The sequence below is a fragment of the Streptomyces sp. BR1 genome (assembly GCF_052373795.1).
Classification (GTDB): domain Bacteria; phylum Actinomycetota; class Actinomycetes; order Streptomycetales; family Streptomycetaceae; genus Streptomyces.
The window spans coordinates 2,100,378-2,121,941 of record NZ_CM126252.1; the positions used below are offsets into that span (position 1 = coordinate 2,100,378).

Here is a 21,564-nt window from a genome sequence, read left to right on the forward strand (position 1 = left end):
CGGCCGACTCGGTGGGGACCCAGGGAACGCGCAGCGCCGAGTGGCTGTCGGGCTGGTGCGTTATTGGACCGAGCGTGGCCGATCGTTGTCCATTCGGAGGAGGGGCGCAAGGGGGTTCGTTACTTGCCAGTAACGGAGGGATAACCGTGACACGACAGCTCGGCATCACGCGGCCACACTTCGTGCCCCCAAGTCACCGGACAGAAGCGGAAATAGACGTCTCAATACGGACGTAAGAAGCAGTTCAATTTACTGCGAGTAACAGCGACCGCGTTTACCAAGTTTTGGTAAAACGCGGTCGCCGGATGTCTCCGTGTCGCCAAATCGTCAGCGGCGTACCGCCGGTTCACGCGTGTCACACGGGCCGTGCACATGCGGCGCACATGTGCCGCTCAGCCGATCCACGACCAGGTCACGACCGGCTCAGGGCCCGGCACACGACAGCTCGCGTCAGAACAGCACCCGCGCCAGCGCGCCCCGTGCCGCCGTCACCCGCGGGTCCTCCGCGCCGACGACCTCGAACAGTTCAAGGAGCCGCACTCGTACCGCGTTGCGGTCCTCGCCCGCCGTGACCCGGACCGCCTCGACGAGCCGGCCGAACGCGTCCTCGACATGGCCGCCCACCAGATCCAGATCCGCCGCGGCGATCTGCGCGGTGACATCCGCGGGCTTCTCCGCCGCGTCCTTACGGACCTGCTGCACGTCCATCCCCTGGACGCGGCGCAGCAGTTCGGCCTGGGCGAGGCCGAGCTTGGCCTCGGGGTGGCCGGGGTCGTCGGCCAGTACGTTCTTGTACGCCTGGACGGCGCCGGCCAGATCGCCGGAGTCGAGGGCCGTCACGGCCGCTTCGAGCAGGGCGTCGTACGGACCCGCCGGGACCGGGGCGTCGGCGGCACCGGGCGCGGACGCGTCGGCGTCGACCGCGATACCGGTGAGGCCGAAGCGCTCCTCCGCGACCTGGATCAGCTGGTCCAGGGTCTCGCGGATCTGCTGCTCCGGGGCCGCGCCCTGGAAGAGCGGCAGTGCCTGTCCCGCGACCACCGCGAAGACGGCCGGGATCCCCTGGATCCCGAACTGCTGCATCAGCATCTGGTTGGCGTCGACATCGATCTTGGCGAGGAGGAAACGGCCGTTGTACTCGACGGCGAGGCGTTCGAGGAGCGGGCCCAGCTGCTTGCACGGCTCGCACCACTCGGCCCAGAAGTCGATGACGACCGGCACCTCGGCGGAGCGCTGGAGGATGTCGCGCTCGAATCCGGCCTCGTCGACATCGATCACGAGGGCCGACGGGGGTACCGCCGCGCTCCCGCCCTGCCGGGCGGCCTCGGCGCGCGCCTGCTCCGCCTTGGCCTTGGCCTCACCGGCCGCCTTCACCGCGGCGAGGTCGACGACGCCGCTCATGGACATGTTCCTAGGCTGCATGCGTACATCCTCCCCCTTCCGCGCACGGCTGTGGTGAATCCGGTGGCAGGATCCGGGCCCATCCATGGCCCCCCGCCGGTTTGCGAGGCACACGGACGGGCTCGGTCCGGCTCGGCACCCGGTCCCCACCCGGTGCCTGGCGGCGTCCGGTCCCCACCGGGCGCCTCATGTGGTTGTCGCTCAATGACCGCTCAAATTCTTTCGCTACGAGCCGTAGCGTAACTGGAGCGGGTCGGCTCCGTCCTCCCGTACGCCGTGATCTGCCCCACAGCGGGCCCTGTGACGGAGCCCCTGGCGCTTTCCCTACCGGCCGGTATGGTCGTGCGTCATGTGTTCCCAATCCAGCCCCGGCAGAACCGCGCGCCCCGGTCGCCCCCGCAGCACCGAGGCCGACGCGGCGATCCTGCTGGCGACCCGGCAGGCGCTGGTCGAGCTGGGCTGGTCGAAGCTGACGATGGGGGACGTGGCGACCCGCGCGGGCGTTGCCAAGACGACGCTCTACCGGCGCTGGGCGGGCAAGAACGAGCTGGTCGTGGACGCGGTCGCGGTCCTCTTCGACGAGCTGGAACTGCCCGACCTCGGCAGCCTCGCGGCGGACGTGGAGGGCGTGGTGCTCCAGTTCGCCTCGATCCTGGAACGCCCCGAGACGAAGACCGCGCTGATGGCGGTGGTCGCCGAGTCGACGCGTGACGACGCCCTGCGCGGCCGTATCCGCTCGGCGATCGTCGACCGGCAGAAACGGCTCGTACTGATCGGCCGTGAGCGGGCGCAGGTGCGGGGGGAACTCCCTTACGAGGACGACCCGGCCACCTCCGCGCGCCATGCCGACCTCATCTTCGACGTGGTCGCGGGCGCGGTGGTCCACCGGGCGCTTGTCAGCGCGGAGCCGGTCGACGAGGAGTGGGCCCGCGACTTCACTCTCCTGGTGTGCACGGGGTTGACGGCGTCGGCCTAGGCGGCCCGCGGGCATGCAGTTCGGCTGCGGACCGTAGTGGGTTGCTCGCGCAGTTCCCCGCGCCCCTAACTACCTAAGGGGCGCGGGGAACTGCGCGCTCAGCCCAGCACGGTCCGCAGGCGATCGATATCCCCCGGAGGGTTTAGGGAAGGGGCGGGGAGGGGCCCCAACTCACACCGCGTACCGCCCCGGTGCGAACACCCCCAAGTTCCCCTCCACCCACTCCGACGTCCGCTTCAGGCCCTCCTCCAGGGACACCTCCGGCTCCCAACCCGCCCACTCACGCGCGCGCGTGTTGTCCGAAAGCAGACGTTCCACCTCGCTCCCCGAGGGGCGAAGACGCGCCGGGTCGACCACCACCCGGGCATCACGCCCCGACGCCGCGATCAGCGCCGACGCCAGGTCACCGATCGCGATCTCGCGACCCGTGCCGAGGTTCACCACCTCCCCCAGCGCCCGATCGCACTCGGCCACCGCCAGGAACCCGCGCGCGGTGTCCGTGACGTACGTGAAGTCGCGCGTCGGCGAAAGTGAGCCGAGGCGGATCTCCCGCGCGCCGGAGTGCAGTTGGGCCAGGATCGTCGGGATCACGGCCCGGGCCGACTGCCGCGGCCCGTACGTGTTGAACGGCCGCACCACCGTCACCGGCAGCTCGAACGCGTGCCAGTGCGACAGCGCCATCATGTCCGCGCCGATCTTCGAGGCGGAGTAGGGGGATTGCGGCTGAAGCGGGTGGTCCTCGCTGATCGGCGCCGTCAGCGCCGTCCCGTACACCTCGCTCGTGGACGTGTGCACAAGCCGCCGCACCGCATGCCGACGGCACGCCTCGGCGATGTTCTCGGTGCCGACCACATTCGTCTGCACATACGCACCCGGCGAGTCGTAGCTGTACGGGATGCCGATCAGCGCGGCGAGGTGGAAGACCGTGTCGCAGCCCGCGACCGCGTCCGAGACCCGGCCCGCGTCGCGTACATCGCCCGCGATCATCTCGACCGCCGGGTGGTCGAGGAGATGCGCGAGGTGGCCCTTCTCCGCGTACGGCTTGTAGTGCACCAACGCCCGCACCCGCACACCCTGTTCGACCAGCAGGTCGACGAGGGTCGAGCCGATGAACCCCTCGGCTCCGGTGACCAGGACCGTCCGGTTGTGCCAACTGCTCATGCTGCGTGCTCCTTCTTGTACGAGAGGGTGTACGGGGTGGTGCGTGCCGCGAGTTCGATGACCTTCGCCGCGAGCAGCTCCGCCGCCCGGGCATGGGTGCCGGGGTCGGCCGCGCCGCTCATCGCGGCGAGCCGGACCGGGTCGGCGAGTAGCGGCTCGACGAGCGCGGCGAGGCGTTCGGGCGTGGTCTCGGCGTCGGGCAGCAGCAGCCCTGCGCCCGCGTCGGAGAGCACGCGCGCGTTGTGCGTCTGGTGGTCGCCGGGCGCGTGCGGATACGGGACGAGCACCGCCGGCACCCCGGTCGTGGCCAGCTCGGCGACGGTCGCCGAACCGGCCCGGCAGACCACCAGGTCGGCCGCCGCGTACGCCAGGTCCATCCGGTCGAGATACGGCACGGCCCGCGCGCCCCACAGCCCGGCGAGCCGCCGCCGGGTCTCGTCGAGGGCTGCGGGACCGGTCTTGATGATCAGGTGGACGTCGTCACGCCCCTGCCAGCGCTCGGCGAGCCCGACCGCCGCCTCGGTGAGCCGGGCCGCGCCCAGGCTGCCGCCGTTGACGAGTACGAGACGCGCGCCCGGCGGGACGTCGAGGGCGCGGCGGGCCTCGGCGCGCATCGAGGGCCGGTCCATCCGGGCCAGCGCAGCCGAGATCGGCATGCCGGTGGTGATGGCGTCCGCGCCGCCGGTCAGATGGGCCCGGCTGCGGTCGAAGGCGACCGCGATGTTCCGGGTGAGCCGGGCCGCGAACTGGTTGGCCCGCCCCGGCACCGCGTTGGACTCATGGATGAGGCTGGGCAGTCCGGCGAGTCTGGCGCCGACGATGACGGGCGCGCTGGGATAGCCGCCCATCCCGACGGCGACGTGCGCGCCCTGCGCCCGCAGGATCGCGCGGCACTGCGCGCCGGACCTCAGCAGGGCGGCGGGCAGCAGATACCGCCGGGCGCCGAGCGCCGGGTCGAAGGGGATCATGTCGACGGTGTGCAGCCGGTGTCCGGCGCCGGGGATCAGCTCGGTCTCCAGGCCCCGGTCCGTACCGACGAAGGAGATCACCGCGTCCGGGACGGCCCGGCGCAGCGCCTCGGCGAGCGCGAGCCCGGGATAGATGTGGCCGCCGGTGCCGCCCGCACCGATCACGACGGAGAGTGGTGTGCGCATGGCCGAAACGTTCGCGGGGTGGCTTAAGAGGCTTCTAAGAGCGCCCTTTGGCACTCTTTGCCCATGAGCAGCAGCCCCATGAGCAGCGACCGCGCCAACGGCGGCCCCCTGAACGACGGCGCCGGCCCCGCCCGGCCCCCCGTCCGCATCCTCGTCGTCGACGACGAGCCGGAGGTGCGGGCCGCCGTCGAGGACGGTCTCGCGGTCGAGGGGTACGAGGTGCGGGGCGCCGCCGACGGCCTCGCGGCGCTCTCCGAGATCGCGGCCTGGCAGCCGGACGCGGTCGTCCTCGATGTGATGATGCCGGTCCTGGACGGGCTGGCCGTCTGCCGTCAGCTGCGGGCGATGGGCGACCGCACCCCCGTCCTCGTCCTGACCGCGCTCGACTCGGTGAGCGAGCGCGTCGACGGCCTGGAGGCGGGCGCCGACGACTACCTCGTCAAGCCCTTCGCGCTCGACGAACTGATCGCGCGCGTACGGGCGTTGCTGCGCCGGGCCGCGCCCGACCAGCCGGAGCCGGAGCAGCTGTCCTTCGCGGACCTGGTGGTCGACCCCGCGACCCGCACCGGCCACCGCGCCGGGCGCCCGCTGGAGTTCAGCCGCACCGAGTTCGCCCTGCTCGAACTGCTGATGCGCCACCCGGGCCAGGTCCTGCCGCGCGAGATGATCCTGGACATCGTCTGGGGCCGCGACTTCGGCCCCGACTCCAACTCCCTTGCGGTGTACGTGGGTTATCTGCGCCGCAAACTGGAGGCGGGCGGCGAACCGCGCCTCGTCCACACCGTTCACGGCGTCGGCTACCGGCTGGACATCCCGTGAGCGCGCGGCGCAGGCTCGGGGCCCGCTGGCGCCGCCATCGCCCGCTGCGCACCCGTCTCGCGGTCGCCGCGTCGGCGGCGGTGGCGCTGGTAGCGCTCGGCGTCTGCGCGGCCGCGTTCTTCGTGATCCGTTACGAGTTGTTCCACCAACTCGACCTGAACCTCACCCAGTCCGCGACGCTCGCCGCGCAGCAGAACCGGGGCGAGGCACCCGGCGTGCTCAACGGCGAGTGCCGCTTCCTCTCCGCCCCGGCCTGCGCCCAGATCGTCCCGGCCGACCGGGCCAAGGACCCCGCGCGGCCCTATCTGCTGCCGGTCCCGCCGCAGGCCCGCGAGGTCGCGGCCGGGCAGCGCCGCCCGTACTTCACCAACATCACCCTCTCCGGCCACCCCGCGCGCATGCTCACCACCGGTCTGCCGCGCGGCGGGGCGTTGCAGGTCGCGCTGCGCGCCGACACGGTGGAGCAGGGCGTACGGCAGGCGGCGCAGCTGCTCACCGGGGTCGGCGCGACCGGGGTACTGCTCGCGGCCGGGCTCGGCTACTGGGTCTCGCGCACCGGCCTCGCCCCGGTCGCCCGGCTCACCGCGACCGCCGAGCACATCGCGGCGACCCGGGACCCGAGCCATCGCATCGAGCTGCCGCCGGGACCGGCCAGCAAGGAGGACGAGGTGACCCGGCTCGCCGCGTCCTTCAACACGATGCTGGGCGAGCTGGAGCAGTCGGTGACGGCGCAGCGCCGGCTCGTCGCGGACGCCTCGCACGAGTTGCGTACGCCGCTGACCGCGCTGCGTACGAACGCCGAACTCCTCGCTCGTGCGGATCGTCTGACGGATGTTCAGCGCACGCGTGCGTCGTCCGCGCTCGGGCGTCAGATCCGGGAGGTGACGGTGATGGTGAACGACCTGATCGACCTTGCGCGGGACGAGGAGCCGACTCCGCTTCTGGAGCAGGTCCGGCTCGCGCCGCTGGTCGCGCACACCGTGGACACGGCGCGTGCGCACTGGCCCGCGACGCCGTTCCGGCTCGATCTGACGGATGCGTCCGCGACGGTGCCGGGTGTCCCGGCTCGCCTCGCCCGGCTGTTGTCCAACCTGCTGGACAACGCGGCGAAGTTCAGTCCGCCGGGGGCGCCGGTGGAAGTGGCGCTGTCCGCGCGGGAGTTGACGGTACGGGATCATGGGCCCGGCATCGCGGACGAGGACCTTCCCTACGTCTTCGACCGTTTCTACCGGGCCGACCGGGCTCGTGCCCTGCCCGGCTCGGGCCTGGGTCTGGCCATGGCCCGCCAGATCGCGCGGGCGCATGGGGCGGAGCTGACTGCGGGGAACGCGCCGGGCGGGGGCGCGGAGTTCCGCGTGACGTGGCCGTCGTAGCCCCGCGAGCCGGTTGCCGCCTGCGGCGGGCATTCCCCCACCCCGCCCCTTCCCGAAAGCCCTGGGCGGGCGGCCGGGTGGGGGTTGGGGTGGGCTGCCGGGGGCTGCGCCCCCGGACCCCGTTTTTCGGCTGCGGGACGTGGGGGCTGAGCGCGCAGTTCCCCGCGCCCCTAAATACCCAGGGGCGCGGGGAACTGCGCGACCGGCCACAAGTCAAGCCGCGCCTAGAACCCCGCCGGCTCCGTATAGATGCCCCACTCGTCGCGCAGCACCCCGCAGATCTCGCCCAGTGTGGCCTCCGCGCGCACCGCGTCGAGCATCGGCGCGATCATGTTCGAGCCGTCGCGCGCGGAGGCGAGCATCGCATCCAAAGCAGCCCGCACCGCCACCTCGTCACGACCCGCCTTGCGGTCGCCCAGGACACGGACCTGCTCGCGCTCCACCTCGTGGCTGACCCGCAGGATCTCCAGGTCTCCGGTGACCGAGCCGTGGTGGACGTTGACGCCCACGACCCGCTTGTCGCCCTTCTCCAGGGACCGCTGGTACTGGAACGCCGACTCCGCGATCTCCCCGGTGAACCAGCCGTCCTCGATCCCGCGCAGGATGCCCGAGGTGATCGGCCCGATGGGGTGCCGGCCGTCGGGGTGCGCCCGGGTACCCCTCTCCTTGATCTGGTCGAAGATCTTCTCCGCGTCCGCCTCGATGCGGTCGGTGAGCTGCTCCACGTACCAGGCGCCGCCCAGCGGGTCGGCCACATTGGCCACACCCGTCTCCTCCATGATCACCTGCTGCGTGCGCAGGGCGATCTCGGCGGCCTGCTCGCTCGGCAGGGCGAGGGTCTCGTCCAGGGCGTTGGTGTGCAGCGAGTTGGTGCCGCCGAGGATGGCGGACAGCGCCTCCACCGCCGTACGTACGACGTTGTTGTACGGCTGCTGCGCGGTCAGCGAGACACCGGCGGTCTGGGTGTGGAAGCGCAGCCACTGCGCCTTGTCGGACTTCGCCCCGTACACCTCCTTCATCCACCGCGCCCAGATCCGGCGCGCGGCGCGGAACTTGGCGATCTCCTCGAAGAAGTCGAGGTGGGCGTCGAAGAAGAAGGAGAGGCCGGGGGCGAAGACGTCCACGTCGAGACCGCGCGACAGCCCCAGCTCCACGTAACCGAAACCGTCCGCCAGCGTGTACGCCAGCTCCTGCGCGGCCGTCGCGCCCGCCTCGCGGATGTGGTAGCCGGAGACCGAGAGCGGCTTGTACGCGGGGATGCCCTGCGCGCAGTGCTCCATCAGGTCGCCGATCAGGCGCAGATGCGGCTCGGGCTGGAAGAGCCACTCCTTCTGCGCGATGTACTCCTTGAAGATGTCCGTCTGGAGCGTGCCGTTGAGGATCGCCGGGTCGACGCCCTGGCGCTCGGCGGCGACCAGGTACATGCAGAAGACCGGGACGGCCGGGCCGCTGATCGTCATGGACGTGGTGACGTCACCGAGCGGGATGTCCTTGAACAGGACCTCCATGTCGGCGGCCGAGTCGATGGCGACACCGCAGTGCCCGACCTCGCCCAGCGAGCGCGGGTCGTCGGAGTCGCGGCCCATCAGGGTCGGCATGTCGAACGCGACCGAGAGGCCGCCGCCGCCCGCCGCGAGGATCATCTTGTAGCGCTCGTTGGTCTGCTCGGCGTTGCCGAACCCGGCGAACTGCCGGATCGTCCACGTACGCCCCCGGTAGCCGGTGGCGTGCAGCCCGCGCGTGTACGGGTACTCGCCGGGCCACCCGATCCGCTCGAAGCCCTCGTAGGTGTCGCCGGGGCGGGGGCCGTAGACCGGCTCGACCTCGTCCCCGGAGAGCGTGGTGAAGTCCGCGTCCCGCTTGCGGGCCTTGTCGTAACGGGCCTGCCAGCGACGGCGGCCTTCCTCGATGGCGTCAGCGTCCATACCTTCGAATTTACTAGGACGTCCTAGTAAATGTCGATGGCCGACCGCCCGCGGTTCTCCGTGGGCGGTGGGGTTACGCCTTGGCCGCGACCGGCGCCGCGTCCGTGACCAGGGCCTCTACCTCACGGGAGACCTTGCGCTCGACGAAAAACGCGGCGGTGGGAATCGTGCCCGCGAGCAGGACCCAGAGCTGCTTCCCGACCGGCCACTTCGCCTTGGACCCCAGGTCGAACGCGACCACGAGGTAGATCACGTACAGCCAGCCGTGCGCGATGCCCACGATCTTGGTGAAGTCCGCGGCACCGTTCATGTCCAGCACGTACTTGGCGATGACGCCCAAGGTCAGCAGGACGAGAAGGACGCCCGTGATGTAGGCCATCGCCCGGTACCGGGTCAGCACGCTCTTTTTCATGCCTACGAGCGTAACGGCCGTGCGAATGCGATCTTGGCCGGGCCCCTGTTGCCTTTTGCCTTCAGGGGCGCGGGGCTGTGACATTTGCGGCTCCGCCGCGTGGGCGCGACCAGCCCACGACGGCCCGCAGACTGAAGCGCACCCCTGACTACTGGTCCTCGAAGTCGCGCGCTGCAACCCGAAGGGGCCGCAGCAACGCGAAAATCTCGCCGCACTCCTCCGAGTCGTAGACGCCCAGCCCGAAGTCCATCTCCATAAGATCCCGCGTCGCGCTCTCGACGACCTCGCGCCCCTTGTCCGTGATGGACGCGAGCGTGCCCCGCCCGTCGTTCGGATTGGGCCGCTTGTCGACCAGGCCGGACCGGACCAACCGGTCGACGGTATTGGTCACGGACGTGGGGTGGACCATGAGCCGCTCGCCGATCTTCGACATCGGCAGCTCCCCCGCCTTGGAGAAGGTGAGCAGCACCAGCGCCTCGTACCGCGCGAACGTCAGCCCGTACGGCTTCACCACCGCGTCGACTTCCGCGAGCAGGATCTGGTGCGCGCGCATGATCGAGGTGATCGCGCCCATCGAGGGCACCGGCCCCCACCGCTGCTGCCAGAGTTCGTCGGCGCGGGCGATGGGGTCGAACGGGAGGCTGAGCGGCTTCGGCACGCATTGACCTTACCGACTGGTCACATGCCGGTCAGCCCCGTCTCACACTTCGGCTCACACTTCGGCCCGCGTACGACCCGTGGCGCTCCGCTGCGGACGGTGACCGTTATGTCACGATTGTCGCTGTCCCGTGTACGCCCGTGACCCCAAGGGGCCGAATGTCCCGGCACATCTCCCGGCCCGGCAGGCTGCTCGCCGCCGTCGCCCTCCTCGCCCTCACCGTCGGCTGCTCCGGCTCCGCCGACCCGGGCCCCGGCACCGCCACCCCCGCCGCCCAGGGGCGGTCCTCCGGCGAGGGCGCCGAGCCCGCTCCCGGAGGCCCGTTCTGGGTGGACCCGGACAGCAGCGCGGCCAAGCAGATCAAAATCTGGGAGGGCGAGGGCCGCACGGCCGACGCCGAGGCGCTGCGGCGGATCGCGGACCGGCCGACGGCGCTCTGGGCCGCCTGGGACGACCCGCGGCCCGGCATCCGCGCCGCGGTCGCGGGCGCCGCCAAGGACCAGCGGACCATCCTGCTCGTCGCGTACAACATCCCGCACCGCGACTGCGGCGGTCTCTCGGCGGGCGGCGCCCCGGACGTGGCCGCGTACCGCACCTGGTACGGCATGTTCGGCGAGGCCATCGGCGACGCCAAGGCGATCGTGGTCCTGGAGCCGGACGCGGTGGCGCACATGGTCGACGGCTGCACCACGCCCGAGCACTGGGACGAGCGCTACCAGCTGCTCAACGAGGCGGTCGACCACTTCAAGAAGCTGCCCAACACCAAGGTCTACCTGGACGCGGGCAACCCGGCCTGGATCCCCGACCCGAACAAGCTCGTCGAGCCGCTGGCCCGGGCCGGGGTCGCCCGGGCCGACGGGTTCGCGCTGAACGTCTCCAACTTCCAGACCGACGACGCCGTACGCGCGTACGGCACGAAGGTCTCCCAGGGCCTCGGCGGCAAGCACTTCGTCGTCGACACCAGCCGCAACGGGGCGGGGCCGCTGCTCGACGACCGCAACCAGGCGTGGTGCAACCCGCCGGGCCGCGCCCTGGGCACGCCGCCGACCGCCAGTACCGGCTTCCCGCTGGTCGACGCGTATCTCTGGATCAAGCGGCCCGGCGACTCGGACGGCACCTGCCGGGGCGGCCCGGCGGCGGGCGCCTGGTGGCCGGATTACGCACTGGGGCTGGCCCGCCGCGCCAAAACGTAAAAGCCTTCAGTCCACCAGCAGCCACTTCGCCTCGGACGGCGTTCCCTCCGTGTCCGTGACGAAGAGCATGTACCAGCCGGGCGGGACCAGGGCCTTGTCGCGCGGCACCGTCACCGTCACCGAGTTGCGGTCCTTGGTCAGGCCCACGTCGATCGAGCGCTGCTCGACGTCGGTGGTGTGGGTGACCGCGCTCGGCCGCATCAGGCGCGCCTTCGCGATCCGCTCGGGGTGCTCGGCCTTGAACGTGGCTCTCCGGTCCTGGCCGACCGCCTCCGGCCCGTCGCCGAGCGCGGGCCGCTTCTCCTTGTCCCGGTAGAGGTACGGCGGGGTGTAGACCTCCATCCGCTGCTCGAACCTGCCGAGCTTGGTGTTGTCCTTGTCGCCGAAGAGCGAGTCGGAGCCGAAGGTGGCGACCCGGCCGTCGGGCAGCAGCAGCGCCTCGGAGTGGTAGTTGCGGCCGACCGTCGGGTCGGCGGCCTCGCGGAAGGCGTTGGCCCGGGGGTCGTAGAACTGGGCCTTGAGGATGTTGCTGCCGCCGCGTCCCCGGTAGTCCTCGGAGCCGCCGCTGGTGAAGACCGAGTCGTCGGGGAGGATGACGCTGTTCAAGTACCGCGTGCCCTGCGGGAGTTCGGGCCCGGTCTTGAACGCGGGGCTGTTCTCCTTGAGGTCGATCAGGGCGGTGCGCGGGGTGGACTTCTTGGACTCGCCGACCCCGCCGCCGCCCAGGATCATGAACTTCTGGTTCTGGGCCGGCGGCAGCAGCAGTGAGCTGGCCGTCTCGGTCTGGTCGCGGTCGCCGAGGCCGTCGATCTTCTTGAAGGTGTTGGTCGTCACGTCCCAAAGCCCCGGCTCCCGGCCCTTGTCGGCCGGTCCGTAGCCCGCGTTGGCGCCGGAGTAGAAGAGCTTGCCGCTCTTGGTGAGGAAGAGCGAGGGGTACGTGGGGAAGTAGCGGAACGGCCCCTTGCCCCACTTCTTGGTCTTCGGGTCGTAGATCTCGTTGTCGCCCGCGAGGATCGTGCCGACGTCGTCGAGCCCGGAGACGGCGAGCACCTTGCCGTCCTGGAGGGTGGTGAGCGTCGGGTACCAGCGCGCCTGCTGCATCGGCGCGACGGGCACGTACTTCTCGGCCTTGGGGTCGAACTCGTAGGCCGCGCGGATCCCCTGGAAGTCCTGCTTCTCCATGGTGATCTTCTCGGCGAGCCCGTACGTGTTGTCGGCGTCGTGGCCCTTGAGGCCCTCGATCTCGTACTGGACCTGGTCGGTGGCGACCGACTTCGGCCCGTCGGCGACGGCTTCCACGAAGACCCGTGCCTCGGCGGCGGTGACCTTGGTCTTCCAGGGCTTCATCTGGCCGGTCGCGAAGTAGCTGACCTCGAACTCGCGCTTGGCCCTCGGCACGGTCACGTCGAACTTCGCCACGTACTCGACGCCGGACGGGGAGCGGAACCTGGTCCCCTTCTTGATGGTGACGTCCTTCTCCGGGTTCTCGTTCTTGACGCGCATGCCGCCCGCGGCCCGCTTCACATGGCCGTCCAGGACCTCGTAGCGCGCGGTGCCGCCCGCCACCAGGAGATGGCCGTCGGGGAGTTGGGCGTGGCCGCCGCAGAAGAAGTCCTCGGGGGTGTGGACCTTCTTGAAGGTGTTGTCCTTCGGGTTCCACAGCACGGTGTCGAAGGAGCCCGCGTCGAACTTCTCCTGCTTGTTGCCGGAGCCCGCGATGATGAGGACCTTGCCGGTGTGCAGCAGGGCCGCGTGGATCGCGTTGGTGCGGTACTTCGCGGGGATGTCGACGGAGTCCCAGGCGCCGTACTTGCGCATGTAGTCGGGCCGGCGGATCTGGTACGCGTGGTACTGCTCCTCGGCGAAGGAGAGCGCGGCCGGGGCGTTGAGCCCGGCGAGCAGCACGACCGCGCCACCGCCGAGCAGCGTCTTCTTCATCTGCTTCGAGGGCCGGTAGGCCATGGGTCAGTTCCCTCCGGTCGTCGTGGCGGCCGGTGCGGCGGCGGTGAGCGGGGCCTCCGCCTCGGCGGGCTCGGTGGCCGCGCGCCGGCGGGCGGCGGCGCGTTCGCGCACGGTGGTCAGGGACCAGACCGCGACCGGGGCGAGCGCGATGGCCAGGGCGAGCACGGCCCAGGTGCGCATCGCCGCGTGGGTGTGCCGGTAGACGACAGAGGCGCCGAGCGAGGTGACGAGCACGGCTGCCCAGAACAGATGGATCCGGAACGTCCACAGCCGGTCGGGGCTGGCCTCGTCGCCCTTGGGGGTGACGACGAACCGGCCCCGGGTGCGCAGCAGCGCCGAGCCGAGCGACTGGAGGTAGATCGGCGCCGAGAGCGCGGACATCCCCATCCCGGCGAGCCCGCCGGACCCCTCGGGCTCGTGCGGCGAGACGTTGTGGCGGCGGTTCCAGAGGTAGAGCCCGATCTGGAGCGCGGCCGCGTCGCTGTAGAGCATCAGCCAGACGGAGGCGGAGACCTGGGTGCCGGAGGCCCCGAACCACAGGAAGAGCACGCAACTGACCATGCCGAGCAGCCAGTTGACGGCGGTCATCGGGTAGTAGACGAGCATCAGGGTGTACGAGAGGAGCCGCCCGGGCGGAACGCGGAACGGCGCTTTCCAGTACTGCCTGAGCAGCGTCTCGTACGTACCGCGCGACCAGCGCGTCTGCTGGGTGAAGAAGTCGGTCCAGGACTCCGGGCCCTCGCCGACGGCCAGCACGTCCGGGGTGTAGACCGATCTCCAGAAGTGGCCGGTCTTGGGGTTCTTGCGGCGGTGCAGCTCGAAGCCGGTGGCCATGTCCTCGGTGATCGAGTCGTAGAGCCCGCCGACCTGGATGAGCGCGGTGATGCGGACGATGTTGTTGGTGCCGACGAACATCGGGGCGCGGTAGCGGTTGCCGGCCCGCTGGATCAGCGCGTGGAAGAGGAACTGCTGGGACTCGGCGGCCTTGGTCACGGGCGAGTCGTAGTTCCCGTACACCTGCGGTCCGACCACGAACGCGACGTCCGGGTCGCGGAAGTAGCCCATCATCCGCTCCAGGAAGTTGGGGAGCGGCACATGGTCGGTGTCGACGGAGGCGAAGAAGTCGTAGGACCGGCCGTGCATGGCCAGCCAGGCGTTGTAGTTGCCGTGTTTGGTACGGGCCTTGTGGGGGCCCTTGTCCTGGTTCCAGTCGGGGACGCCGCTGCGGGTGAAGTGGCGCACCCCCAGCTCCTCGCAGAGCGCCTTGGCCCGGGCGTCGTCGCCCTCGTCGAGCAGCCAGACGTCGAGGGGGCCGGTGTGGTGCAGCCGGACCGCGCCTTCGAGGGTGGCCCGGACCATGGATATGGGTTCCTTGCCGGGCACGTACGTGGTGAGGAAGGCGACCCGGGTGCCTGGCTCGGGGACCACGGGTATGGGGTCGCGGGCGACCATCGTGGCGTGGGCGATCGAGAGGACGTTGACGACCATGAAGAACTCGATCAGGCCGATGGCGACGAGCATCGCGATGTCCAGGGCGACCAGCCACTCGTCGCCGCCCTCGCGCTCCACCCAGTGGGTCGGCCACACGAGGTAGACCAGCAGGACCGCGGTGAGCACGGGCGCCAGCGTCATCAGCAGGACGGCGCGTATTCGGCGGGGCTCACTGGAGAGGAGACTTCGGTACCGCACGCGGTAGGCCAGCCTGTCCGGTTCCGTGAGCGGTCCGGCGAGCCGGCTGTGGGTCTCGTAGTCGTAGTGCTCCGACGTACTCTCCGACCGCACTGTGCCCTCCAGCTGATCGAGCCAGGTAGATATCCCTACAGAAGTGGATATTCTTCGGCGTGTCGAGCGGAGTACTCCGAGTGAGCGATCTTGGTTTAGGCGGTACGTACAGGGTCGGCGCACGGCAGAGCCCCCGGTTGCCGGGGGCGGCGGCCGGGGGCTCGAACTGCGGGGCTCAGGCGGAGAGGTGGCGCTCCACCGTGTCCACCTTGGAGGTGAGGCCGTCGGTGACGCCCGGGCGGATGTCCGCCTTCAGGACGACCGAGACGCGCGGGGCGCGGGCCTCTACGGCGGCGACGGCCCGCTTCACCACGTCCATCACCTCGTCCCACTCCCCCTCGATGGAGGTGAACATGGCGTCGGTGCGGTTGGGCAGACCCGACTCGCGGACGACCCGTACGGCGTCGGCGACGTACTCCCCGACGTCCTCGCCGACACCCAGCGGGGTGACCGAGAAGGCGACGATCACGCGACCACGCCTTCCTTGCGGGCGCGGGCGGCGATGACCGCGTCCGTGGCCTGGCGCTTGAGCTTGCGCTCGGCCACGAAGCCGCCGAACGGCAGCACGGACAGGACGAAGAACAGGGCGGCGGTCTTCGCGGGCCACTTCGCCTTGTTCCAGGCGTCCGCCCAGAAGATCACGTACAGGATGAAGAGGATGCCGTGGATGGCGCCCATCACCGGGACGGCGTTGATGTCGGTCGTCCGCTTCAGCACCGAGCAGACGAGCAGCAGCAGGAAGGAGACGGCCTCCGGGGCCGAGACCAGTCGGAGACGGTGGAACGCGGATGCGGTCTTGATGTCCACGGGGGCACCTTCGGTGGGAGGGGTCGGACGGGCGGGGCGTGCGGCCGGGCTTGCGAGCGGGGCTTGTGAACGCAAGCACAAACGTTCCCTATTGTGACATCGGTGGCGGGGGGATCTTGGCGGGGGTCGGGCCGGGGCGGAGGCGAGTGCCCGGATCCGGGTCCGACCAGGGGCGGGATCATCCCCAGGGCCCTGTCCGGGCGGGGCGGCGGGCCGCTACCTTCACCCCGTGGCAACGTTCCGACTCCAAGGCAGCAAAATGCTGGCCGTCGAGATGACCGGCGACGCCGTCAAGGCGAAGAACGGCTCGATGGTGGCCTATGACGGCCAGATGACCTTCAAGAAGATGACCGGCGGCGGTGAGGGCCTGCGCGGCATGGTGACCCGCCGTCTCACCGGCGAATCGATGACCGTGATGGAGGTGAAGGGAAACGGCACCTGCTACTTCGCGGACCGGGCCAGTGAGATCAACCTGGTCTCGCTCCAGGGCGACAAGCTCTACGTGGAGGCGAGCAATCTGCTCGCCACGGACGCGGGGCTGCGCACCGGCACCACCTTCACCGGGCTGCGTGGCGCGAGCCAGGGCAACGGCCTGTTCACCACCACGGTCGAGGGCCACGGCCAGGCCGCGATCATGTCGGACGGCCCGGCCGTGGTGCTGCGGGTGAGCGCCCAGTACCCGCTCTCCGTCGACCCCGGCGCCTACATCGCGCACCAGGGCAACCTCCAGCAGCACTTCCAGTCCGGGGTGACCTTCCGCACCTTCCTGGGCGAGGGCTCGGGCGAGGCGTTCCAGATCCGGTTCGAGGGCGAGGGCCTGGTGTACGTGCAGCCCAGCGAGCGCAACACCATCGGGGGCGAGCTCTGATGCCGTTCCGTGAGATCAACTCCAAGATGGTCGAGGCCACGGTGGCCCCCGGCCAGAAGATGTTCAGCCAGCGCGGCGCGATGCTCGCGTACAAGGGCGACGTGTCCTTCACGCCCAACATCCAGGGCGGCCAGGGCGGGTTCATGTCGATGATCGGCCGGCGGGTGGCCAACGAGGCGACCCCGCTGATGACGGTCGAGGGCAACGGCACGGTGATGTTCGGCCACGGCGGCCACCACATCCAGGTCATCAACCTCGCCGGGGACACGCTCTATGTGGAGGCGGACCGGCTGCTCGCCTTCGACGGGACGCTCCAGCAGGGCACGATGTTCATGGGCTCTCAGGGCGGGGTCATGGGCATGGTCCGGGGCCAGGTGACCGGCCAGGGCCTGTTCACCACCACGCTGAAGGGCCACGGCGCGGCGGCCGTGATGGCGCACGGCGGCGTGATCGAGCTGCCGATCACCCCGCAGCGCCCGGTCCACGTCGACCCGCAGGCGTATGTGGCGCACCACGGAGACGTACGCAACAAGCTCTCCACGGCGCTCGGCTGGCGCGACATGGTGGGCCGGGGTTCGGGCGAGGCGTTCCAGCTCGAACTGTCCGGCAGCGGCGCGGTGTACGTCCAGGCCTCGGAGGAGAAGCTGTGAACACCCCTCAGCCAGGTGGCCCGTCGATCTTCGACCCGTACTCGCTGCCTTCTGACGACAACGTCAACAAGTACACCTTCTGCGTGGAGCTCAAATCGAGCCAGTGGTTCCTGCAGAAGGGCAAGATGATCGCCTATTACGGGCGGATCGAGTTCAACGGCATCGGCCACGGGCGCCTGGACCGGCTGCTGCGCACCAGCTTCCACTCGCCGCTGCACGCCAGCGACTGGGTGGTCGCGGACGGCTCCGGCAAGATGCTGCTCGCGGACCGGGCCTTCGATGTGAACTCGTACGACCTGGAGGACGGCAACCTGACGATCCGGGCCGGGAACCTGCTCGCGTACCAGCCGACACTGGCGCTGAAGCAGTCGATCGTGCCGGGCTTTCTGACGCTGATCGGGACCGGGAAGTTCGTGGCGGCCTCGAACGGGCCGGTGGTCTTCATGGAGCCGCCGATCCGGGTCGACCCGCAGGCGCTGGTCGGCTGGGCGGACTGTCCGTCGCCCTGCCACCACTACGATCATGCCTATATGACCGGTGTGTTGGGCGGAATCCGGTCACTCACGGGCCTCGGGGGCACCTCCGGCGAGGAGCACCAGTTCGAGTTCGTGGGCGCCGGAACGGTCCTGCTCCAGTCGACCGAAGTGCTGATGGCCGAGCAGAGCACCGGGGAAGTGCCCCGGGAGCCGGGCGTTCCGGGTGGCGGGGCGCCTGGCGGCCAGCACGGTCAGGCGGGTTCGGCACCGCGCCTTCCCGGCCAGCTCGGGGACCTCCAGCGTCGCTTCGGCCTGTGAGCGGTAGTCTGCGGAGTGTGACGTCGAACGCGTGCACCCTTGCCGGGCGCTGACCACGACCCTTGTGCCGGTGCGTGCGGGGCGTCACACTCCCAGGCTTCGTTCAGAATTCAACTTCTTAGGTAGAATCCACATATGGAGACCGAGACGGCCACCAACTGGCTGACCGATAGCGAGCAGTGCGCCTGGCGTACCTATCTGGACGTCAACAGGATGCTGACGCACCAGATGGAAAAGGACCTGCAGCCGTTCGGCCTGACCAACAACGACTACGAGATCCTGGTCAACCTCTCGGAGGCCGAGGGGCAGCGGCTGCGGATGAGCGACCTCGCCGCCGCGACCCTTCAGTCCAAGAGCCGACTCTCGCATCAGATCACGCGGATGGAGAACGCGGGTCTGGTGCGGCGGGAGAACTGCGAGTCGGATCGGCGGGGGTTGTTCGCGGTGCTGACCGAGACGGGGGCGGAGACCATGGAGAAGGTCGCGCCGCACCATGTCGCGTCGGTGCGCAAGCACTTCATCGACCTGCTGTCGAGCGACGCGCTCTCGGACCTGCGGTCCGCGCTGGGTCCGGTGGCGGACCATCTGCGCGGCCACCGCGGCAAGTTGTAGGGCGGATTTCCCGGGGGCTGCGCCCCCGGACCCCGGCCGGGGTGGGTAATGGGCAAGCGGGGCTGCGCCCCTGGACCCCGGCCCCGTTTGTCTGCGGATCGCGCTGGGTTGCTCGCGCAGTTCCCCGCGCCCCTAGGTAGTTAGGGGCGCGGGGAACTGCGCGCTCAGCCCCCACCGGCGTACGGCCGAAATGACATCCGCCGGAGGCTTTCGGGAAGGGGTGGGGTGGGGGAAATCAGCCCCCGGACGTCAAGCCCGCCACCAGCTCGTCCGCCGCCGCGTACGGGTCCAGGGTGCCCTCGACGATGCGGGACGCCAGGGCGGAGAGGCGGCGGTCGCCGTGGAGGTCGCCGATGCGCTCGCGCAGGGCCGTGACCGCGATCGTCTCGACCTCCCGCGCCGCCCGCGCGAGGCGCCGCTCCGCCAGCACCCCCCGCTCGGCCATCCACGCGTGGTGCTTCTCCAGCGCCTCGACCACCTCGTCGATGCCCTCGGAACGGGCGGCGACCGTTTTGACGATCGGCGGACGCCAGTCACCGGGCCCCCGGGACTCCCCGAGGCCCAGCATGTGGTTCAGCTCCCGGGCGGTGGCGTCGGCGCCGTCCCGGTCCGCCTTGTTCACCACGTATACGTCGCCGATCTCCAGGATTCCCGCCTTCGCGGCCTGGATCCCGTCGCCCATGCCGGGGGCGAGGAGCACCACCGACGTGTCCGCCTGGGAGGCGATCTCCACCTCCGACTGGCCCACGCCGACCGTCTCCACCAGGATCACCTCGCACCCCGCCGCGTCGAGGACACGGATCGCCTGCGGGGCGGCCCAGGCAAGGCCGCCCAGGTGGCCACGGGTGGCCATGGAGCGGATGTAGACCCCGGGGTCCGAGGCGTGGTCGGACATGCGGACCCGGTCGCCGAGCAGCGCGCCGCCCGAGAACGGCGAGGACGGGTCGACCGCCAGGACCCCGACCCGCTTGCCCGCCCGCCGGTACGCCGTCACCAGCGCCGAGGTGGATGTCGACTTGCCGACACCCGGCGACCCCGTGAGCCCCACCACGTACGCACCGCCCGTCAGCGGAGCCAACTGCGCCATCACCTCGCGCAGTTGCGGGGACGCCCCCTCGACCAGCGAGATCAGCCGGGCCACCGCACGCGGCCTGCCCTCCCTCGCCCGGGCCACCAGTTCGGGGACGTCCACCATTGCCGCTCCGTTCGGTTCAGGGATCAGTGCGTACGTACGGGAGTGGCGCCTACTTGCCGGGCACCTTGATGATCAGCGCGTCGCCCTGGCCGCCGCCGCCGCACAGCGCGGCCGCGCCCGTGCCGCCGCCCCGGCGCTTGAGTTCGAGCGCGAGGTGGAGCACCACGCGCGCGCCGGACATGCCGATCGGGTGGCCCAGGGCGATCGCGCCACCGTTGACGTTCACCTTTTCCGGGGACACCCCGAGGTCCTTCATCGACTGCACCGCGACCGCCGCGAACGCCTCGTTGATCTCGATGAGGTCGAGGTCCTCGACGCCGATGCCCTCCTTGCCGAGCGCGTGCTTGATGGCGTTGGAGGGCTGCGACTGGAGCGAGTTGTCCGGGCCCGCCACGTTGCCGTGCGCCCCGATCTCCGCGATCCACTCCAGGCCCAGCTCCTCGGCCTTGGCCTTGGACATGACGACGACCGCGGCCGCGCCGTCCGAGATCTGCGAGGAGGTGCCGGCCGTGATGGTGCCGTCCTTGGCGAACGCCGGGCGCAGCTTGCCGAGCGACTCGGCCGTGGTCTCGGCGCGGATGCCCTCGTCCTTGGCGAAGACCACCGGCTCGCCCTTGCGCTGCGGGATCTCGACCGGGGTGATCTCGGCCTCGAAGAGCCCGTTCTTCTGGGCGGCGGCCGCGCGCTGGTGCGAGAGCGCCGCGATCTCGTCCTGGTCGGCGCGCTGGATACCCAGGCGCGCGTTGTGCTTCTCGGTGGACTCGCCCATGGCGATGTTCTCGAAGGCGTCGGTCAGACCGTCGTGCGCCATCGCGTCCAGCATCTCGATCGCGCCGTACTTGTAGCCCTCGCGGGACTTCGGCAGCAGGTGCGGGGCGTTGGTCATCGACTCCTGGCCGCCGGCCACCACGATGTCGAACTCGCCCGCGCGGATGAGCTGGTCGGCGAGCGCGATCGCGTCCAGGCCCGAGAGGCAGACCTTGTTGATCGTGAGCGCGGGCACGTTCATCGGGATGCCGGCCTTGACGGCCGCCTGGCGGGCCGGGATCTGGCCCGCGCCGGCCTGGAGCACCTGGCCCATGATCACGTACTGGACCTGGTCGCCGCCGATGCCGGCCCGGTCGAGCGCGGCCTTGATGGCGACGCCGCCGAGGTCGGCGCCCGAGAAGGTCTTGAGCGAGCCGAGGAGTCGGCCCATGGGCGTCCGGGCGCCCGCGACGATCACTGAAGTGGTACCGGTCGTTCCAGACATGAGGCACAGCCCCTTGGGAGGTGAGAAGTGAACGAGGGTTTACTGGAAATGTACTGAGCGGTACCGGCGGCGTCACCGGCCAGCCGGTGTGATCGCGCGCACGTTGCGTAACCACCTCCCGGGGCGCTGCACTGGACCCATGCTGACGCGAATCGACCACATCGGGATCGCCTGTTTCGACCTCGACAAGACCGTCGAGTTCTATCGTGCTACGTACGGATTCGAGGTGTTCCACTCCGAGGTCAACGAGGAGCAGGGCGTGCGCGAGGCCATGCTCAAGATCAACGGTACGTCGGACGGCGGCGCCTCGTACCTCCAGCTCCTGGAGCCCACCCGGGAGGACTCCGCGGTGGGCAAGTGGCTGGCCAAGAACGGCGAAGGAGTGCACCACATCGCCTTCGGCACGGCCGACGTCGACGGCGACGCCGAGGCCATCCGGAACAAGGGCGTCCGGGTCCTCTACGACGAGCCGCGCATCGGTTCGATGGGCTCCCGCATCACGTTCCTGCACCCCAAGGACTGCCACGGCGTACTGACCGAACTGGTCACCTCGGCAACGGAGCACTGACC

General features: G+C 70.4%; 21 protein-coding genes. 9 read left to right on the forward strand and 12 right to left on the reverse strand.

Annotated elements, in window-relative coordinates:
* Positions 1–450: 450 nt before the first annotated feature.
* Complete coding sequence (locus ACT1U9_RS08710) at positions 451–1,422, reverse strand: tetratricopeptide repeat protein (protein WP_444537781.1); 972 nt, start codon at positions 1,420–1,422, stop codon at positions 451–453.
* Positions 1,423–1,750: 328 nt separating this feature from the next.
* Here ACT1U9_RS08710 and ACT1U9_RS08715 point away from each other — a divergent pair, with 328 nt between their 5' ends.
* Entirely contained in the window at positions 1,751–2,377 is a 627-nt protein-coding gene (locus ACT1U9_RS08715) for a TetR/AcrR family transcriptional regulator (protein ID WP_444537782.1), read from the forward strand.
* A gap of 171 nt (positions 2,378–2,548) precedes the next feature.
* Here ACT1U9_RS08715 and ACT1U9_RS08720 read toward each other — a convergent pair whose 3' ends face one another.
* Together ACT1U9_RS08720 and ACT1U9_RS08725 are read right to left on the reverse strand one after the other, a co-directional pair.
* A complete protein-coding gene (locus tag ACT1U9_RS08720) occupies positions 2,549–3,538 on the reverse strand; it encodes an SDR family NAD(P)-dependent oxidoreductase (RefSeq protein WP_444537783.1) in 990 nt (329 codons plus the stop codon).
* Positions 3,535–4,692: a UDP-N-acetylglucosamine--N-acetylmuramyl-(pentapeptide) pyrophosphoryl-undecaprenol N-acetylglucosamine transferase gene (locus ACT1U9_RS08725; protein ID WP_444537784.1), complete on the reverse strand. Its 1,158-nt coding sequence runs from the start codon at positions 4,690–4,692 to the stop codon at positions 3,535–3,537. Before ACT1U9_RS08725 ends, ACT1U9_RS08720 begins: the two co-directional genes overlap by 4 nt.
* A gap of 78 nt (positions 4,693–4,770) precedes the next feature.
* Between ACT1U9_RS08725 and ACT1U9_RS08730 the strand changes: the two genes are divergently transcribed.
* Both ACT1U9_RS08730 and ACT1U9_RS08735 read left to right on the forward strand, forming a co-directional pair.
* Positions 4,771–5,511, forward strand: a complete 741-nt coding sequence (locus ACT1U9_RS08730) for a response regulator transcription factor (protein WP_444539047.1) — start codon at positions 4,771–4,773, stop codon at positions 5,509–5,511.
* Positions 5,508–6,884: a sensor histidine kinase gene (locus ACT1U9_RS08735; RefSeq protein WP_444537785.1), complete on the forward strand. Its 1,377-nt coding sequence runs from the start codon at positions 5,508–5,510 to the stop codon at positions 6,882–6,884. Before ACT1U9_RS08730 ends, ACT1U9_RS08735 begins: the two co-directional genes overlap by 4 nt.
* A 224-nt stretch (positions 6,885–7,108) precedes the next feature.
* On the opposite strand, the gene ACT1U9_RS08740 is transcribed toward ACT1U9_RS08735, so the two are convergent.
* From ACT1U9_RS08740 to ACT1U9_RS08750, 3 genes are all read right to left on the reverse strand, one after another.
* Positions 7,109–8,809, reverse strand: a complete 1,701-nt coding sequence (locus ACT1U9_RS08740) for an acyl-CoA mutase large subunit family protein (RefSeq protein WP_444537786.1) — start codon at positions 8,807–8,809, stop codon at positions 7,109–7,111.
* A 73-nt stretch (positions 8,810–8,882) separates the two neighbouring features.
* Positions 8,883–9,221 carry a DUF3817 domain-containing protein gene (locus ACT1U9_RS08745; RefSeq protein WP_444537787.1) on the reverse strand — a complete coding sequence of 113 codons (339 nt, stop codon included), beginning with the start codon at positions 9,219–9,221 and terminating at the stop codon, positions 8,883–8,885.
* 148 nt (positions 9,222–9,369) lie between these two features.
* Positions 9,370–9,879 (reverse strand): MarR family winged helix-turn-helix transcriptional regulator, encoded by a 510-nt coding sequence (locus ACT1U9_RS08750; RefSeq protein ID WP_444537788.1) that lies wholly within the window; start codon positions 9,877–9,879, stop codon positions 9,370–9,372.
* A gap of 158 nt (positions 9,880–10,037) precedes the next feature.
* Between ACT1U9_RS08750 and ACT1U9_RS08755 the strand changes: the two genes are divergently transcribed.
* Positions 10,038–11,072: a glycoside hydrolase family 6 protein gene (locus ACT1U9_RS08755; protein WP_444537789.1), complete on the forward strand. Its 1,035-nt coding sequence runs from the start codon at positions 10,038–10,040 to the stop codon at positions 11,070–11,072.
* 6 nt (positions 11,073–11,078) lie between these two features.
* On the opposite strand, the gene ACT1U9_RS08760 is transcribed toward ACT1U9_RS08755, so the two are convergent.
* The 4 genes from ACT1U9_RS08760 to ACT1U9_RS08775 form a co-directional block, all read right to left on the reverse strand.
* Positions 11,079–13,034, reverse strand: coding sequence for a galactose oxidase-like domain-containing protein (locus tag ACT1U9_RS08760; RefSeq protein ID WP_444537790.1), 1,956 nt, complete (start codon positions 13,032–13,034; stop codon positions 11,079–11,081).
* Between the two features lie 3 nt (positions 13,035–13,037).
* Positions 13,038–14,816, reverse strand: a complete 1,779-nt coding sequence (locus tag ACT1U9_RS08765) for a glycosyltransferase family 2 protein (RefSeq protein ID WP_444537791.1) — start codon at positions 14,814–14,816, stop codon at positions 13,038–13,040.
* Between the two features lie 175 nt (positions 14,817–14,991).
* A complete protein-coding gene (locus ACT1U9_RS08770) occupies positions 14,992–15,285 on the reverse strand; it encodes an MTH1187 family thiamine-binding protein (protein WP_444537792.1) in 294 nt (97 codons plus the stop codon).
* Complete coding sequence (locus ACT1U9_RS08775; protein ID WP_444537793.1) at positions 15,282–15,623, reverse strand: DUF3817 domain-containing protein; 342 nt, start codon at positions 15,621–15,623, stop codon at positions 15,282–15,284. The genes ACT1U9_RS08770 and ACT1U9_RS08775 overlap by 4 nt, the downstream gene beginning before the upstream one ends.
* Before the next feature lie 229 nt (positions 15,624–15,852).
* Between ACT1U9_RS08775 and ACT1U9_RS08780 the strand changes: the two genes are divergently transcribed.
* The 4 genes from ACT1U9_RS08780 to ACT1U9_RS08795 all read left to right on the forward strand — a co-directional run bounded on the left by ACT1U9_RS08780 (position 15,853) and on the right by ACT1U9_RS08795 (position 18,547).
* Positions 15,853–16,491, forward strand: coding sequence for an AIM24 family protein (locus tag ACT1U9_RS08780; RefSeq protein ID WP_188275712.1), 639 nt, complete (start codon positions 15,853–15,855; stop codon positions 16,489–16,491).
* Positions 16,491–17,141, forward strand: coding sequence for an AIM24 family protein (locus tag ACT1U9_RS08785; protein WP_444537794.1), 651 nt, complete (start codon positions 16,491–16,493; stop codon positions 17,139–17,141). The genes ACT1U9_RS08780 and ACT1U9_RS08785 overlap by 1 nt, the downstream gene beginning before the upstream one ends.
* Positions 17,138–17,935 carry an AIM24 family protein gene (locus ACT1U9_RS08790; RefSeq protein WP_444537795.1) on the forward strand — a complete coding sequence of 266 codons (798 nt, stop codon included), beginning with the start codon at positions 17,138–17,140 and terminating at the stop codon, positions 17,933–17,935. The genes ACT1U9_RS08785 and ACT1U9_RS08790 overlap by 4 nt, the downstream gene beginning before the upstream one ends.
* Before the next feature lie 135 nt (positions 17,936–18,070).
* Positions 18,071–18,547 carry a MarR family winged helix-turn-helix transcriptional regulator gene (locus ACT1U9_RS08795; protein ID WP_444537796.1) on the forward strand — a complete coding sequence of 159 codons (477 nt, stop codon included), beginning with the start codon at positions 18,071–18,073 and terminating at the stop codon, positions 18,545–18,547.
* Between the two features lie 235 nt (positions 18,548–18,782).
* Here the strand turns inward: ACT1U9_RS08795 and meaB are convergent, their stop codons facing one another.
* Together meaB and ACT1U9_RS08805 are read right to left on the reverse strand one after the other, a co-directional pair.
* The gene (gene meaB / locus ACT1U9_RS08800; protein ID WP_444537797.1) at positions 18,783–19,742 is read right to left on the reverse strand and encodes a methylmalonyl Co-A mutase-associated GTPase MeaB; all 960 of its coding nucleotides are present in this window, start codon (positions 19,740–19,742) and stop codon (positions 18,783–18,785) included.
* Between the two features lie 49 nt (positions 19,743–19,791).
* Entirely contained in the window at positions 19,792–20,994 is a 1,203-nt protein-coding gene (locus tag ACT1U9_RS08805; protein ID WP_444537798.1) for an acetyl-CoA C-acetyltransferase, read from the reverse strand.
* A 139-nt stretch (positions 20,995–21,133) separates the two neighbouring features.
* Here ACT1U9_RS08805 and mce point away from each other — a divergent pair, with 139 nt between their 5' ends.
* Positions 21,134–21,562, forward strand: coding sequence for a methylmalonyl-CoA epimerase (gene mce, locus ACT1U9_RS08810; protein ID WP_188275718.1), 429 nt, complete (start codon positions 21,134–21,136; stop codon positions 21,560–21,562).
* The last annotated feature ends 2 nt before the right edge of the window (positions 21,563–21,564 follow it).

What these genes read in the sequence shown, in the direction of transcription:
- mce (WP_188275718.1), top strand. Translation starts at nt 21,134, where the DNA reads ATGCTGACGCGAATCGACCACATCGGGATCGCCTGTTTCGACCTCGAC.
- ACT1U9_RS08745 (WP_444537787.1), bottom strand. Translation starts at nt 9,221, where the DNA reads ATGAAAAAGAGCGTGCTGACCCGGTACCGGGCGATGGCCTACATCACG.
- ACT1U9_RS08725 (WP_444537784.1), bottom strand. Translation starts at nt 4,692, where the DNA reads ATGCGCACACCACTCTCCGTCGTGATCGGTGCGGGCGGCACCGGCGGC.
- ACT1U9_RS08755 (WP_444537789.1), top strand. Translation starts at nt 10,038, where the DNA reads ATGTCCCGGCACATCTCCCGGCCCGGCAGGCTGCTCGCCGCCGTCGCC.
- ACT1U9_RS08730 (WP_444539047.1), top strand. Translation starts at nt 4,771, where the DNA reads ATGAGCAGCGACCGCGCCAACGGCGGCCCCCTGAACGACGGCGCCGGC.
- ACT1U9_RS08785 (WP_444537794.1), top strand. Translation starts at nt 16,491, where the DNA reads ATGCCGTTCCGTGAGATCAACTCCAAGATGGTCGAGGCCACGGTGGCC.
- ACT1U9_RS08715 (WP_444537782.1), top strand. Translation starts at nt 1,751, where the DNA reads ATGTGTTCCCAATCCAGCCCCGGCAGAACCGCGCGCCCCGGTCGCCCC.
- ACT1U9_RS08760 (WP_444537790.1), bottom strand. Translation starts at nt 13,034, where the DNA reads ATGGCCTACCGGCCCTCGAAGCAGATGAAGAAGACGCTGCTCGGCGGT.
- ACT1U9_RS08740 (WP_444537786.1), bottom strand. Translation starts at nt 8,809, where the DNA reads ATGGACGCTGACGCCATCGAGGAAGGCCGCCGTCGCTGGCAGGCCCGT.
- ACT1U9_RS08720 (WP_444537783.1), bottom strand. Translation starts at nt 3,538, where the DNA reads ATGAGCAGTTGGCACAACCGGACGGTCCTGGTCACCGGAGCCGAGGGG.
- ACT1U9_RS08710 (WP_444537781.1), bottom strand. Translation starts at nt 1,422, where the DNA reads ATGCAGCCTAGGAACATGTCCATGAGCGGCGTCGTCGACCTCGCCGCG.
- ACT1U9_RS08795 (WP_444537796.1), top strand. Translation starts at nt 18,071, where the DNA reads ATGGAGACCGAGACGGCCACCAACTGGCTGACCGATAGCGAGCAGTGC.
- meaB (WP_444537797.1), bottom strand. Translation starts at nt 19,742, where the DNA reads ATGGTGGACGTCCCCGAACTGGTGGCCCGGGCGAGGGAGGGCAGGCCG.
- ACT1U9_RS08805 (WP_444537798.1), bottom strand. Translation starts at nt 20,994, where the DNA reads ATGTCTGGAACGACCGGTACCACTTCAGTGATCGTCGCGGGCGCCCGG.